The sequence below is a fragment of the Chromobacterium sp. ASV23 genome (assembly GCF_016428945.1).
Taxonomy (GTDB): domain Bacteria; phylum Pseudomonadota; class Gammaproteobacteria; order Burkholderiales; family Chromobacteriaceae; genus Chromobacterium; species Chromobacterium sinusclupearum.
In genome coordinates this window covers 47,375-61,999 of sequence record NZ_JAELTR010000023.1, presented here as the reverse complement: position 1 = coordinate 61,999, position 14,625 = coordinate 47,375, and the positions used below count along the sequence as shown (strand labels likewise).

Genomic DNA, 14,625 nt, shown 5'->3' with positions numbered 1-14,625 from the left:
AATCAGATGCATCGCCCGCCGAATTTGACCACAATGCCACGCCTAATATCGGATTGCCCGCAAGAACATCAGTGAGCACTTTGGCAACGCCACCCACGCCAATTCCCATCAACGCAGCCGGAGCAATCGGATTAGCGTACGCACGTATCGGAATAATGATCTGCGCAAACATAAACGTGACCAGAAACGAAAATCGGATCAGTTTTTGCATATCACCCCCTGAAGCCCTTGATTATCGACCACGCGCACAGCGCGCCCAGTGCTAACGCCAAAAATTGCCAGACCATATCTCACCCCGGAATAAAAATAGGGAGGCCGCAGCCTCCCCCTTGCACGGCTGCGATGCGATTACTTGATCATCGACATCACAGTACGGAACCCCCATTTCGCCACACGCGGCAGCATCATGACGCCAGCGATGGCGGCGATACCAGTCACAACGGTGCCAGCGTTGACAGAACTGGTGATGGACGAGTAGTCCGGGCCGGCAGCGCCATCAGCGAATGCAGGAACAGCCAAAACAGCAGCGGAGATGGCAACGGAGGTTTTCTTGATGATGTTGGAGATTTTCATGGTCTATCCTCTTCTATAAATCGAATGAATTGTCCGAATGCGTCGGAAACAACGAAACACATTAGAACAAGGACAAACGACGCGCCAAACGCTTGGCCTAGCGTCGTCGTATCGGTTTTCCAGATATTCTCGGCAGTCTGGAGGCTGGCATAGTCAGACGACTGTAAAACAATAAGCGCCTGGCACTGCTCAGGTGGCGTCTGTAATAGATGCACCTGACCGGAATCGGTTATTTCCATGCATTGAGCCATTTAATCAGTCCAGTTAATGAATCCAGCGAGAATCCGATGGAGGGAAATCCATATCAGGCGGCATTCTGGATTCAAATTCATCCATGAGAGATTCACGGAATGAGGCCCGTCCGGGCATTCGAATTTCGTGTTGCGTACAGTTATTGACACGAGTCCAAGGGCGGCTTGCGCCGCCATGTGACCCGCGCTCCGCGCGTGTCACATCGTCGGCTGCTGCTGCAGATTGGGTCGTCAATGTCCAGGTATGCACCCGCGAAATCGTGATGTCCGTCATGGGGACATTCAAAGTAGAATGCTGGCCAAGCTGCAGCTCGACACCGCGCACAATGGCGGACTCTTCGCCATAGCGATTGGTGATGGGTTCGCGGTATGGTCTGCAAAGCAGATCATTGCGCTTGACCTGGGCTCCACCCTGCAGGCGGACAAATTCGGCCCAATCGCTGCAATCGGCGGCACGTACGAGCGGGGCGAGTTCAGCGCGGACTTCATCAGCGTCCAGGCGGCGAAGCTCGCGCCAAACCGTGACAGGGACGCAGCCAATCTGCTGGAACTGGCGTATGCCCCACCCTGCCCACGCCTCAACACGAAGCGCGGTTTCACAGAATCTGGCGGGATTGGATGGATTGGACTCGCCGTCATAGTCGGGCAAGTCACCACCAGAGGCAGCGCGGCCATCCACATTCTTGGCGATGTACTTGGCCACGTAGCCGCAGGCAGATCCACGAACCATGTCGATGCGCTTGAAGGTGAAGCGCCGGCGCCACGCGCCTTTTTCGGTCGGGTCTACCTGCAGCGCGTAGTGACGCAGAATGCGGCGGATTTCGCGGCGATCGGCTTCATCAAAGAACATGACCATGTGCCAGTGCGGCGTGCCGTCATGGTGCGGCTCAGCGACGCGGAAACCATACACACGAATGCCCTTGCGATGGAGCTTGGAACGCGCCCGCGCCCACACGCGCTGCAGATGGGCTTGCGCCTCACGCGGGCCGATTTTGGCGTCATAGTTGGGATTCGGCGCGCCGGACTTGGAAAGGCGCGCATGGTAAGAGCCGGGACATGTCAGCGTGTAGAAATCGCACGCGTGGCCTTGCTCTTTCGCATAGGTCTCAAACCCGCGCAAGCGAACCATCAGCTCAGCGCGGCGAATGATGGGATTAGACGGCGACACCGCCGCCAGATCGGCAAGACTGAACTCTTGTCCCAGCTCATTGACAACAAGGAGCGTGGACAGCAATTCATTGTTGCGACGCTTACGGGCGCGCTTGCGCTTTACGGCATCGTCGGAGGCGTATAACCCGGCGCGATTATGCACACGTCCGGCAAGTCTGGCTCCTCGCTCCGCAAGACGACCGTGAGCCGTCCTAATCTGGCGACGCCAGAATGATGGGTCAGCAGCACGCGTCCAGACGCTTTCCGGCGTGTGCGGCTGTCGTGTCCAGTCCGGTAGGTGAAGATGGTAGAGTCCGGCCAGCGCTTGGACATCAGCAAGGGAAGCGCCACACCGCCGCAACCAACTCGAACGCCGAGCAAGTGCCTTCGCCTTTTCAAGAATGTCATTTTCGTCCAGGAGTAAACGGCGAGGCATGCCGATTTCGCGGATGGCCTCGGTGGTGAAATTGAGCCATGCATTGGCGTCCGCACTGCGCAGCCAAGATGCAGGCGTCTCAGGCCGAGCAAGGCGGCTTTTCCATTCATCGCTGATGGAGTCCGCCAGCGCAGACGGCAAGCCCTGCAGACGAGGCTTGAGGTATGCGCTGTTCGGGATCAAAAGCGAATGGATATTCACGATTAAAGCTCCACGAATTCCATCGGAGTCAGGAAGGTCAGCCCCTTAGGCGTGCGGTAGATGGCCAGCTGCTCAGGGGTGTACTCGTTGAAGAATTGCGCGCCCAGCTTGTCCAGCTCCACCTTTTCAGAGGCGGAAAGTTCGTTGAATTGGACGCGGTTCCATTCCCAAAATCGGGGATTGTGCGGCATCAGTTCCGGCAAGTTGGGCGCAAAGTTCATGATCAAGCCGCCTTGTCTTGGGTTTTGGCGTGGTCAGTTTTGGGCACGCGCTGGGTAACGGCGAGGCCGGCCAGCTTGATGGCTTCATCGACGGCGACCAAATGAGCATCAACGGCCAAGGCGTCATAGCGGTCGGAATAGATGGAGGTCGGCGACAGCATGTAGAAACCCGGCTGATAGGGCTTCTGATCATCCTGCAGGCGCAGCTTGACCTCGGTCGGGTAGCGTTTGAGGGAGCCGGTTTCAGCGTCAAACAGGTGGGCATAAACGACCTGATTGCGGATTTTCCACGGCTGGCCGTTGTCTCTTGTGCCGGTGCGTTCTTGCACGTCGGCGCGCTCAACTTCAATGACGATCATGGTTTTCTCCTGAAGGAATGGGCGGTAAACGTGCCCGGTGCGATTGACGTATATGGCGGGGCGGGATGTCATCATGCAGAATGCGTAGCGACGCCACATTGCACAAACCTTTAAGCGGTACATGCGCCCCTCCCCTGCTAAAATTGGTTAACAAGAATCCGTATACAGCCGTATACGAATTCATGCTAAGTATACGGCTGTATACCGTCAAGGGAAAATGACATGAGACAGAGCATCGAGTACTTGCAGGACGCAATTGAAAAGCTTGGGGTTGAAAATGACGTACAGGCAGCTGCCGCGCTAAGAATCAGCAAGCAAGCATTGAGCCACTACAGGACCGGCACACGAATCATGGACGACTTCGCCTGCATCATGGTCGCCAAAGTGCTGGGTATAGACGGTATGGAAATCATTGCCGCGACACAAATGGAACGCGAAAAAGATCAAGAACGGCGGGAGATTTGGGCGGATTTTCGGAAAAAGTTCGGCGTCAAGATGGGGATCGCCGGGCTGGCAGTAACGATGACGATTGGGAGCCTCACCCCTACTAAAGCGTCTGCTGAAAATTTGGCGAATTCACAACATGTAGAGGCCAAGTTCGCAATGCCCTCTATATTATGTAAAATTGATAATCCGACAGATTGCAAATTATGTATCTTCCAACGGCAAGGAATGCATATGAACAACGATGGTGCATCAGCTTGAGCTGCACGTTAGAGGACGTGATCTGATTTTCCGTTGTATGCGCTGTAAGCGCGACTGCAACGCGCTCATGCAAGACTACGACCTCCTAACAATGCGCTTGCGCGAAAAAGGTTGTGATTTCTAGCAGCAAGTCAGTCACCTTGCCCCAAAGTCTTTGTGGTGACATACTTTGGCTTCAATTCAATTGACATTAAAGGTGCATCTTGGGTCTGGCAATCATCATGGTTTTACTGGCCTCCATGGCTGCCGCGCTGTTAAAACCAGACCGGAACCGTAGAAGACCACGAAAACGACCTATTTCCTATGAGCAGGTTCACAGCACTGCTAATACCAACCCTCCTTCCAAGTTAGATATCGAATTGGCAAAGACCTATTCCCGTCAGCCGCAACGTCTGGATGTCGGGAAAGCCAGATTCGAGTTGAAACGTCCAACCATTCTGACCGCTCGCGAAATAGAGTGTTATCACCGTTTGGTAGCAAGTTTGTCGCCCCATTTCTTGGTCTTCCCTCAAGTAGCGTTCAGTCAGATTCTGGAGGCACGCGGAGGTTCGCATAAGCAGAACCAATGGCTGTTTCGCACAATGAGCCAGAAAGTAGCAGACTTCCTGATCTGCAAGGCGGACCTGACAATGGTCGCGATTATCGAGCTGGACGATAGCAGCCATTACGGAAAAGAAGAAAAGGACCGTCAGCGCGATGCGGTGATTCGGCAAATTGGTTTGCTGCCACTACGTTTACCTCGCACGCCGCCACAGGAGGCACTTGACCGCTATGCCAAAGTCCTGAGTAGAATGTTTCCGCCAACGACTGACCCGGCCACAAAGCCTAAACAAGCACTGTACGTTTAGCCATTCAGCGCGTCTAAGCCAAGATTGGCACGCGCTACTTCCAGAACGCCCCTGCCTGACGCAGCCTCCGCAAAGCCTTCTGTACCTCGGAGGCCGCCGGCGGATCCTGTTGCATCAGCACGTTGCACAGCTGATTTGCTTCTCCGCGCACGGCTGGCGCATCCTGGGCGAATTGCTCAAGCAGGCTCTGCGCCGCCGCCCTGTCGTTGATGGTTCCCAGCAGTTGCTGCACCTCCTGCAAGGGTTTCAAGTATTGCTTGACCGACTTGCGCCGGTACAAGGCAGAGAAGAATTCGACCGAATAGCGCAGTTTCTTCGTCCGTTTGCGCAAATCGTGACGTTGCTCCACATCCAGCATGTGCCAGCGGCGGGCCAGACGGCGCACCGTTTTCCAACTGCGCCGCAGAGATTTCCTAGCAAAACCAGATTGTTTCTCTTGCTCATCCGTCCCCGGAGGCTGATTCAACAAACCAAGCAGCGCGCCGCACCAGGCCATATGATCGGACGAGGACAAGTTGGCGCGCACGGCGGAACGGGCCTGCTCTCGACGCTGCCGCAATGCCCGGCGCAGGGCGCTCAGTCTCAGGCAGCGGGCGCTGGCCTGCTCCGCCTCAGGCAGTATCTGCAGCAGCAATACGTCCAAGTCTCGAAGCCGCCCCAGCGCGGCGGCCAGCCGTTGCGCCTGGGCCATCACCGACTCCCAGTCGGCACCGCTCGTCAGCGGCGCGAAGGCCTTGCCGGCCGCGCGCAGCCGGCGCAAGGCGACTCTTGCCTGATGCACGTATTCCGGATCGTCGCAGGACAGGATGCCTGGCACATTGGACGACAGGTGGCGCAGATTCTCCAGCATGACGCTGCGCAGCGCCTGCCTGGGCGTCATGCTGGCGCGCAGCGCGGGTTGGCGGGCTGTCGATGGCGTGGGCATCTGGGCCTCCTTTTCATGTGTGACGGCCGCAGGAGATATTCCAAGACTAGAGAATGCCTTATGCCATGAGCCTGGCGGCGCAAACCGGCAGGCTCATGGGGGCAGCCATCATCGCGCAGCGGCCGCGCTAGTCGTCAGCGGACCCCAACAGCTTGCGCGCCAGTTCCAAGCGGCTTAGCCCCGGAAGATGCTTTTGCAGCAGCACGTCCAGTTCCTGCTCAAACAATTGCCACTGGGACAGCTCGGCCAGCGCAGAATCATCATTGTGCGAGCGGATCATGCCGGCGGCTACCGTGCCGTTGTTCAAGCGGTCGATCACGATCAGGCTGCCGCTGCCGCGGCATTCGCGGTAGGGATCGAATACGACGGAACTGTTCAGCGCGATGCGGCACAGGCCAATCTCGTTCAAGGCCAGCGTATCGGCCGGATTGTTCTGCAGAGTATTGACGTCGGTGCGATGCAGGACGGACTCGATGCGGCCCGTGACGTATTTCCCCGCCAGCTTGAAACCGTACTCCTTGCCCGGCCGCAGCGGCGCTTCGCTCATTGCCACCAGATGAGCGTCGAAACTGCGCGATACATGGGGCCTTTGCTCGTCGGCCCGTACCATCATGTCGCCGCGCGAGACGTCGATTTCATCCTCCAGCGTCAACGTCACCGCCTGGCCGGCCGAGGCACGCGCCAACTTGCCATCATAGGTGACGATATCCTTGACCCGGCTTTGCTTGCCGGACGGCAGCGCCACGATCAGGTCGCCAGGATGGATGGCGCCACTGGCAATGGTGCCGCAGAAACCGCGAAAATCCAGATTGGGCCGGTTGACATACTGCACCGGCAGGCGAAACGCATCCAGACCGGCGTCATGGTTGATCTGGATGTTTTCCAATAGATGCATCAGCGTGGCGCCTTGGTACCACGGCGCGGCCTCGGTGCGGCTGACCACGTTGTCGCCGCGCAAAGCGGAGATCGGCACGAAATGGATGTCGGGAATATCCAGATGCTCGGCAAAGGCCAGGTATTCGTCGCGGATGCGGTTGAATACTTCCTCGTTGTAGTCCACCAGGTCCATCTTGTTGACGGCGACGATGACATGGCGGATGCCCAGCAGGCTGACGATATAGCTATGGCGGCGGGTTTGCGTCTGCACGCCGCGCCGCGCGTCGATCAGGATGATGGCCAGATTGCTGGTAGACGCGCCGGTGGCCATATTGCGGGTGTACTGCTCGTGCCCGGGGCAATCGGCAATGATGAACTTGCGCTTGTCGGTGCTGAAATAGCGATAGGCGACATCGATGGTGATGCCCTGCTCCCGCTCCGCCTGCAAGCCGTCTACCAGCAGCGCCAGATCGATTTCCTGATCGGTGGTGTTGTACTTTTTCGAGTCGCGCTCGATCGCCGCCAGCTGGTCTTCGAAAATCAGCTTGGAGTCGTGCAGCAGGCGGCCGATCAGCGTGGACTTGCCGTCATCCACGCTGCCGCAGGTGATGAAGCGCAGCAAGTCCTTGTTCTCATGCTGCTTCAGGTATTCCAGGATATCCCCGGCGATCAATTCGGATTGGTGAGACATCAGAAATACCCTTCCATTTTCTTCTTTTCCATCGAGCCCGCGCTGTCGTGGTCGATCAACCTGCCCTGCCGCTCCGAGGTCTTGGTCAGCAGCATTTCCTGAATGATTTCCGGCAGCGTGGCGGCGTCAGACTCCACGGCGCCGGTCAGCGGATAACAGCCCAGCGTGCGGAAGCGCACTTTGCGCGTTTCGATGCGGGCTTTCTCCTCCGGCGTCAGGTACTGCAGGATGCGCTCATCGTCGATCATGATCAGCATGCCGTCGCGCTCCACCACCGGGCGTTCGGCGGCAAAATACAGCGGCACGATCTCGATGTTTTCCAGATAAATGTATTGCCAGATGTCCAGCTCGGTCCAGTTGGACAACGGGAACACGCGTATGCTCTCGCCCTTGTCTATTTTGCCGTTGTAGAGGTTCCACAGCTCCGGCCGCTGGTTTTTCGGATCCCAACGGTGGTTCTTGTCGCGGAAGGAATAGACGCGCTCCTTGGCGCGGCTCTTTTCCTCGTCGCGGCGCGCGCCGCCGAATGCGGCATCAAACTTGTATTTGTTCAATGCCTGCTTCAGTCCCTCGGTCTTCATCACATCGGTATGCTTGGCGCTGCCGGCGGTGAACGGGTTGATGCCGGCGTCGACGCCATCCTGATTGATATGGACCATCAAGTCCCAGCCGTTCTCCTTGGCTTGCTTGTCGCGCAAGGCGATCATGTCGCGGAACTTCCAGGTGGTATCGACATGCATCAGCGGAAACGGCGGCGTGCCGGGATAGAACGCCTTCTTCGCCAGGTGCAGCATCACCGCGGAGTCTTTGCCGATGGAGTACAGCATCACCGGGTTTTCGAACTCCGCCGCCACCTCGCGGATGATGTGGATGGACTCCGCCTCCAATTGTTGCAGGTGAGTCAGTCTTGCTTGATCGATATCCATGCTTGCAGCCCGTTCTATGGTTGCAGCCAATCTACCGGAAAGGTTCCAGTACGTTCAAAATCGATTGGATATATCCATATGCGCTTAGTAAATCTTAAAAAAATGAAAAGAGCTATAAGAAAAATTACGTGCAACAAGAAGCAACATCTTGTTCACGCTTTGCAACAAGCAAAAGTTTAAAGTTGCCCAACAAAGCGCCGATAATGGGTAGTAAAGCGGTATGCCACCAGTAGTGAAAGACCTATAAAAACCGCCCGTGATGACAATTTGGCCGCCCTGGCCACGCAATTCGCAATACTTCCGCCGGCTGGCAGCGCCGGCGAGAAACGGGAGAAGTCTTCATGTCATCCTCATCCATCAGCGCAAGCGCCGGTCCGCTGGACGTCCAAAGCATTGTCAGCCAGCTGGTTCAAGCCGACTCTCAGCCTTTGACCCAAAGCCAGCAAAGGCAATCGACCTATCAGTCTGAGATCAGCACGCTGGGGCAGGTGAGTTCTGCGCTGTCCAGTCTGCAGTCGGCTGCGTCCACCCTGTCTTCCGGCACTTTCCTGCAGCAGTTCTCCGCGACGTCTTCCGATGCCACGGTCGCGGGAGTATCGACCACCTCAGGCGGCACTGCCGGGACCTATGTGCTGAATGTGACGCAAATGGCGCAAGCGCGGCAGCTGGTTTTTGACAAGAACCCGGATGGCAGCGCCATCACCGACCAAAACGCCGCGATCGCGGGCGCGCCGTCTTCGCTGACCTTCAATGTCGGCGGCACCAGCAGCACGGTGAGTCTGAGCAGCGGCGGCAGCGCGGTCTCGCTGTCGTCCATCGCCAGCAGCATCAACGGCGCCGGCATCGGCGTGTCCGCCTCCATCGTGCAGTACAACAATAATTATTCGTTGGTGCTGAACTCCACGCAGGCCGGCACCAGCAACGCTTTCTCCATCACGGCTGGCGGAAGCGACAGCAACAGCACATCCGGCAACACCCTGGCCGGCCTGCAGCAAAGCGCCACCGCGGCCGGCGAGTCTACCAACGCCGCCAATGCCCTGATGACAGTCAATGGCGTCAATGTTTCCTCCGGCAGCAACACCGTGAGCAATGTGATCAACGGCGTCAATCTCACACTGGAAAAAGTGGGGCAAACCACGATCAACATGAGCCAGAACACGACGAACATCGCATCGACATTGCAGACCTTTGTCGGCGCATACAATCAAGTCGTGAGCGCGATCAACTCCGCAACCAGCAGCTCCAAGACCGCGGGTACCACGCCGCAGAATACCGACATCAGCAGCGATCTGACCAATTTGCAACAACAATTGACGGATATTCTGGGCACGCCAGTGCAAGGCGTGGATCCAATCAGCTCTTATGCCTATCTGGCGCAAGTGGGCATCACCCAGAATGTCGACGGCACGCTGGCCTTGAACTCCACAACGTTCAATGCCGCCCTGACCGCCAACCCCTCTGCCGTAAGCAACCTATTCGGCAATGCGCAAAACACCGGGGTCGGCAATATATTCAACAACACAATCAACAATTTGCTGGGACCGACTGGCACAATCACCATCAGTCAAAACAATCTGAACAGCCAGGTGACGACTGAGCAGCAATTGCAACAGCGCTTGCAGGACCAACTTGACTCCGAACAAAGCAGCTTGTTGACCGAGTATTCCAACCTCAACAGCGAGTTGGCATCGATGGAGCAGTCTTCCACCAGCATGGCCAATCTGATTGCCTGATTGCGCAACCTAAACATTCGCCCCACAGGCGAAACCAAAAAAGGCGCCGCGAGGCGCCTTTTCTTTATCCAACTGAACATTATCGCTCAAGCGCTCGCGCGCGACAGCGCGTCCAGCCAGCGTGTCGGCAGCAGGCGTTTCAGATACCAGAACAATTTAGTGGGAAACGTCACCCGGTAGCGCGCACGCGGCCGCTTGCTGGTCACAGCCAGCCAAACCGCCTCGGCCACGGCGCTGGCCGGCAAGGTGAACGGCGCGGCATGGCCTGCTTTCTTCAAGCGCTCCAGTTGCTTGCGGTAGTTGTCGCGGTGCACGCTGCCATCGATATCGACATGCTTGAGGAATTTTTCCAAGGCATTGGGCCGGAAGCGGCTCTCGATCGGCCCCGGCTCCACCAGCGCAACATGTATATTCGTGCCATGCAGCTCTTGCCGCAGGGTGTCGCACAGCCCTTCCATCGCATACTTGCTGGCATTGTAAGCGCCGCGCCAGCGCATGGCGGCAAAGCCCAGTATCGAGCTGTTGAACACGATGCGGCCATGGCCTTGCGCGCGCATCGCCTTTAGCACCGCGTTAGTCAGCTCCCATGGCCCGAACAGATTGGTTTCAAACTGCTCTCGCATCGCCAGCCGCGTAATGTCTTCCGCCGCGCCGGGCTGGCCGAAACCGGCGTTATTGAACAAGGCGTCTAACCGTCCCCCGCTTCTGGCCAGCACCTCGTCCAAAGCAGTCTGGATCGATGCCGAGTCGTCCACGTCCAACTGCAAGCAGTCGAACCCCTCCGCCCGCAGCCTTTCCGCATCCTCTGGTTTGCGGCAGCTGGCAAACACGCGCCAGCCCTTGTCGCGAAACCATTTGGCCGTGTGATAGCCAATGCCGCTGGAGCAGCCGGTAATCAGAATGGAACGCGCCTGGGCCGTCATGACAAACCTCTTTCGGTGGATAAGCCCCCAACCCTACACGAATCGCCGCCGCGCCGGAATCCGCCGTATTGCCCGCAAGCGGCGACGACACTGTCGTTTTGAGGTGGAATTGGACTAGAATGTCGGCCTGACACGTACGAGGAAGACCGCCATGGCAAAAGCCGCCAAAGCCCCGGCTAGTTTCGAGAGCGCGCTGGCCCAGCTGGAGGACATCATCCAGGCGATGGATAGCGGCGACATGCCGCTGGAGACCGCCCTCGCCTCCTACAAGCAAGGCACCGAATTGATCAAGTTCTGCCAGGGCAAACTGGCCGACGCGGAACAGCAGTTGAAAATACTGGAAAACAACGAACTGAAGACGCTGGACCTGCCCAATGGCCAATGAAACCTTCATCGGCTGGATGACCTTCATCCAGCAATACATGGAAAGCGCGCTGGAACGCTTGCTCCCTTCGGCCGACTGCGCGCCGCATAAATTGCATGAAGCCATGCGCTACGCCACGCTGGAAGGCGGCAAGCGCGTGCGGCCGCTGCTGGTCTTCGCCGCCGGCGAACTGGTGGGCGCGGAGCAGGACAACCTGGCGCGCATCGGCGCGGCGCTGGAAATGATCCACGCCTATTCGCTGGTGCATGACGACATGCCGTGCATGGACGACGATGTGCTGCGCCGCGGCAAGCCGACCTGCCACATAGCCTACGACGAGGCCACCGCGCTGCTGGTGGGCGACGCGCTGCAAACCCGCGCCTTCGAGCTGATTGCCCAAGCCATGCCAGGCATCGCTGCGGCCAGCCAGATGGAAATGGTGCGCGCGCTGGCGCACGCGTCCGGCCATGCCGGCATGGCCGGCGGCCAGGCAATCGATCTGGCCAGCGTCGGCCAGCCGCTGACGCTGCCGGAGCTGGAATTCATGCACATGCTGAAAACCGGCGCGCTGATCCGCGCGGCGGTGATGATGGGCGCCATGGCCGGCCGCGAGTTGAACGCGCAGGAAAAAGAAGCGCTGGACGCCTTCGCCAAGCGCATCGGCCTGGCCTTCCAAGTGGTGGACGATATCCTGGACTGCGAGGCCGATACCGCCACCTTGGGCAAGACCGCCGGCAAGGATGCCGCCCACGACAAACCCACTTACGTCAGCCTGCTGGGCCTAGCCGAGGCCAAGCGGATGGCGAAGGATTTGCATGACCAGGCGTTCGCCGCGCTGGAGGGCTTTGGCCCGCAGGCCGATCGCCTGAAACAACTGGCCGACTACATCGTCGCCCGCTCGTTTTGAACCGCTCGTAGAGAAACCATCAGGGCGGACCACCGCCCGGCGAGCCCATCCGCAGAATCACAACAATGTATCCTCTGCTTGAAAACATAAACAGCCCTGCCGACCTGCGGCTGTTGCCGCGCACGCAGTTGCCGCAGCTGGCGCGCGAACTGCGCGAATTTCTGGTGGAGTCGGTCAGCAAGACCGGCGGCCACTTCGCGTCCAATCTGGGCAGCATCGAGCTGACCATCGCGCTGCATTACGTGTTCGATACCCCGCATGACCGCCTGGTGTGGGACGTCGGCCACCAGACCTATCCGCACAAGATCCTGACCGGCCGCCGCGAGCGCATGGACACCATGCGCCAGTTCGGCGGGCTGGCCGGATTCCCCAAGCGCGAGGAGTCCGAGTACGACACCTTCGGCGTCGGCCACTCGTCCACTTCCATCGGCGCGGCCCTGGGCATGGCGGTGGCGGCCAAAACCCTGGGCATCGAACGCAAGAGCGTGGCCATCATCGGCGACGGGGCCATGACGGCCGGCCAGGCCTTCGAGGCGCTGAACAACGCCGGCGCGATGGATACCGACTTGCTGGTGATCCTCAACGACAACGATATGTCCATCTCGCCCAATGTCGGCGCGTTGAACAACTATCTGGCCAAACTGATGTCCGGCCGCTTCTACGCGGCCATGCGCCAAGGCTCCAGCAAGGTGCTGGGCATCGCCCCGCCCTTGAAGGAAATCGCCAGCAAGATGGAGGAGCACGTCAAAGGCTTCTTCACCCCGGGCACATTGTTCGAGGAATTCGGCTTCAACTACATCGGCCCCATAGACGGCCACGATCTGGATGCCCTGGTCGATACGCTGAAGAACATCCGCAGCCTGAAAGGGCCGCAGTTTCTGCACATCGTCACCAAGAAGGGCCAGGGCTACAAGCTGGCGGAGAACGATCCGGTCAAATATCACGGCGTGACCAAGTTCGACCCGGCAAATGGCCTAGCCGGCGGCAAAGGCGGCTCCGGAAAACCGCAATACACCCAGGTGTTCGGCGACTGGCTGTGCGACATGGCCAAGCACGATCCGCGCTTGGTGGGCATCACGCCGGCCATGCGCGAAGGCTCCGGCATGGTGCGCTTCGAAAAAGAGCATCCGGACCGCTACTACGACGTGGCCATCGCCGAACAGCACGCGGTGACTTTCGCCGGCGGCATGGCCTGCGACGGCCTGAAGCCGGTGGTGGCGATCTACTCCACCTTCCTGCAACGCGGCTACGACCAGCTGATCCACGACGTGGCCTTGCAGAACCTGCCGGTGATGTTCGCGCTGGACCGCGCCGGCCTGGTGGGAGCGGACGGCCCGACCCATGCCGGCGCCTTCGACCTCAGCTACCTGCGTTGCATCCCCAATATGCTGGTGGCCGCGCCGTCGGATGAGAACGAATGCCGCCAGCTGCTGTACACCGCCTTCCAGCACAATGGCCCCAGCGCCGTGCGCTATCCGCGCGGCACCGGCCCCGGTGCGGAGATTCAGCAACAGATGACCGCCCTGCCCATCGGCAAAGGCGTGCTGCGCCGCCAGGGCCAGAAGATCGCCATCCTGGCCTTCGGCAGCATGGTGCATCCGGCGCTGGCCGCCGCCGAACAGCTGGACGCATCGGTTGCCGACATGCGCTTCGTCAAGCCGCTGGATGCCGAGCTGGTGCGCCAGCTGGCCGAGAGCCATGAGCTGATCGTCACCGTGGAGGAAAACGTGGTGATGGGCGGCGCCGGCTCGGCCTGTATCGAGGCGCTGCAAGCGCTGCGGCTGACCGTGCCGGTGCTGCAGCTGGGCCTGCCGGACGACTACGTGGAGCACGGCGACCCGGCGCTGCTGTTGAAGAACTGCGGCCTGGACGCGGCCGGCATCGAAGCCAGCATTCGCCAACGGCTGGCCGACTGAGCATGCAGGCTTCGCTGCCGCTTCCCACGCTGGAAACGCGGCTGCAGCTGCATGCCAGCACCGCGTTGTCGCTGATCAGCGCGGTGCTGCTGACCTGGCTGTGGCATGGGGCGAATCTGCATGCACTGCTGCCGCGCCAGGGCGAACAGTGGCTGGCCTGGACCCTGTTCTTTCTGCCTATCTATCGCACCATACGCCATATCCTGCGCCGGCCGCGCCAGCGCCAGCTGGGCGACCTGATCGGCCTGTATATCGGCCTGGTGCTGCAGTTCGCTGTAGTCTACTACTTGTTCGCGCTCTTGCTGGTCAACGGCCATGCCTTTCACGGCATGACCGCGCTGTATGATGGACATGGCGGTTTTCTGTCGGACTTTTACAGCCATGCGGCGCTGCTGTTCCTGGATTGCTTCCACCTGTCCATCGCCACCGCCGCTACCGTGGGTTATGGCGACATGTATCCCATCTACTGGCCGATCCGGCTGCTGGCGGATTTGCAGATCATTTTTACCAGCGCGCTGGTCATCATTGGCTTCGGCCGGCACTTTTCCGGCCATGACGCGAAGAGCCAGTCGAGCTGAGCCGATCGCGCAATAAAAAAAGCCGGACGTCTGTCCGGCTTTT

Annotated in this window: 16 protein-coding genes; 7 read left to right on the top strand and 9 right to left on the bottom strand. The window is 59.0% G+C overall.

The features are described 5' to 3' along the window. From JHD59_RS11415 to JHD59_RS11395, 5 genes are all read right to left on the bottom strand, one after another. Window positions 1-211, bottom strand: a 211-nt coding sequence (locus JHD59_RS11415; RefSeq protein WP_199154325.1) for a hypothetical protein, incomplete at its 3' end; no start/stop codon positions are given. Between the two features lie 137 nt (window positions 212-348). Then, window positions 349-573 carry a hypothetical protein gene (locus JHD59_RS11410; RefSeq protein WP_199154324.1) on the bottom strand — a complete coding sequence of 75 codons (225 nt, stop codon included), beginning with the start codon at window positions 571-573 and terminating at the stop codon, window positions 349-351. 264 nt (window positions 574-837) lie between these two features. Continuing rightward, window positions 838-2,610, bottom strand: a complete 1,773-nt coding sequence (locus JHD59_RS11405; protein WP_199154323.1) for a replication endonuclease — start codon at window positions 2,608-2,610, stop codon at window positions 838-840. Between the two features lie 2 nt (window positions 2,611-2,612). Continuing rightward, window positions 2,613-2,831 (bottom strand): hypothetical protein, encoded by a 219-nt coding sequence (locus tag JHD59_RS11400; protein WP_199154322.1) that lies wholly within the window; start codon window positions 2,829-2,831, stop codon window positions 2,613-2,615. Window positions 2,832-2,833: 2 nt separating this feature from the next. After that, window positions 2,834-3,190, bottom strand: coding sequence for a single-stranded DNA-binding protein (locus JHD59_RS11395; RefSeq protein ID WP_199154321.1), 357 nt, complete (start codon window positions 3,188-3,190; stop codon window positions 2,834-2,836). 222 nt (window positions 3,191-3,412) lie between these two features. Between JHD59_RS11395 and JHD59_RS11390 the strand changes: the two genes are divergently transcribed. Then, complete coding sequence (locus JHD59_RS11390; protein WP_199154320.1) at window positions 3,413-3,895, top strand: hypothetical protein; 483 nt, start codon at window positions 3,413-3,415, stop codon at window positions 3,893-3,895. Window positions 3,896-4,116: 221 nt separating this feature from the next. Further along, window positions 4,117-4,743, top strand: a complete 627-nt coding sequence (locus JHD59_RS11385) for a DUF2726 domain-containing protein (protein WP_199154319.1) — start codon at window positions 4,117-4,119, stop codon at window positions 4,741-4,743. 34 nt (window positions 4,744-4,777) lie between these two features. On the opposite strand, the gene JHD59_RS11380 is transcribed toward JHD59_RS11385, so the two are convergent. The 3 genes from JHD59_RS11380 to cysD form a co-directional block, all read right to left on the bottom strand. Continuing rightward, complete coding sequence (locus JHD59_RS11380; protein ID WP_199154318.1) at window positions 4,778-5,668, bottom strand: CHAD domain-containing protein; 891 nt, start codon at window positions 5,666-5,668, stop codon at window positions 4,778-4,780. A gap of 127 nt (window positions 5,669-5,795) precedes the next feature. Beyond that, window positions 5,796-7,235, bottom strand: coding sequence for a sulfate adenylyltransferase subunit CysN (gene cysN, locus JHD59_RS11375; protein ID WP_199154317.1), 1,440 nt, complete (start codon window positions 7,233-7,235; stop codon window positions 5,796-5,798). Continuing rightward, complete coding sequence (gene cysD, locus JHD59_RS11370) at window positions 7,235-8,161, bottom strand: sulfate adenylyltransferase subunit CysD (RefSeq protein ID WP_103320734.1); 927 nt, start codon at window positions 8,159-8,161, stop codon at window positions 7,235-7,237. Before cysD ends, cysN begins: the two co-directional genes overlap by 1 nt. Before the next feature lie 341 nt (window positions 8,162-8,502). Between cysD and fliD the strand changes: the two genes are divergently transcribed. Next, the gene (gene fliD, locus JHD59_RS11365) at window positions 8,503-9,894 is read left to right on the top strand and encodes a flagellar filament capping protein FliD (RefSeq protein WP_199154316.1); all 1,392 of its coding nucleotides are present in this window, start codon (window positions 8,503-8,505) and stop codon (window positions 9,892-9,894) included. Window positions 9,895-9,980: 86 nt separating this feature from the next. On the opposite strand, the gene JHD59_RS11360 is transcribed toward fliD, so the two are convergent. Next, window positions 9,981-10,817: an SDR family NAD(P)-dependent oxidoreductase gene (locus JHD59_RS11360; RefSeq protein ID WP_199154315.1), complete on the bottom strand. Its 837-nt coding sequence runs from the start codon at window positions 10,815-10,817 to the stop codon at window positions 9,981-9,983. A gap of 151 nt (window positions 10,818-10,968) precedes the next feature. Between JHD59_RS11360 and JHD59_RS11355 the strand changes: the two genes are divergently transcribed. From JHD59_RS11355 to JHD59_RS11340, 4 genes are all read left to right on the top strand, one after another. Continuing rightward, window positions 10,969-11,202: an exodeoxyribonuclease VII small subunit gene (locus tag JHD59_RS11355; protein WP_043627642.1), complete on the top strand. Its 234-nt coding sequence runs from the start codon at window positions 10,969-10,971 to the stop codon at window positions 11,200-11,202. Further along, window positions 11,192-12,088, top strand: coding sequence for a polyprenyl synthetase family protein (locus tag JHD59_RS11350; protein ID WP_103320737.1), 897 nt, complete (start codon window positions 11,192-11,194; stop codon window positions 12,086-12,088). The genes JHD59_RS11355 and JHD59_RS11350 overlap by 11 nt, the downstream gene beginning before the upstream one ends. 65 nt (window positions 12,089-12,153) lie before the next feature. Continuing rightward, window positions 12,154-14,004 (top strand): 1-deoxy-D-xylulose-5-phosphate synthase, encoded by a 1,851-nt coding sequence (dxs, locus tag JHD59_RS11345; protein ID WP_199154314.1) that lies wholly within the window; start codon window positions 12,154-12,156, stop codon window positions 14,002-14,004. A 2-nt stretch (window positions 14,005-14,006) separates the two neighbouring features. Then, window positions 14,007-14,582, top strand: coding sequence for a two pore domain potassium channel family protein (locus tag JHD59_RS11340; protein WP_199154313.1), 576 nt, complete (start codon window positions 14,007-14,009; stop codon window positions 14,580-14,582). Window positions 14,583-14,625: the final 43 nt, after the last annotated feature.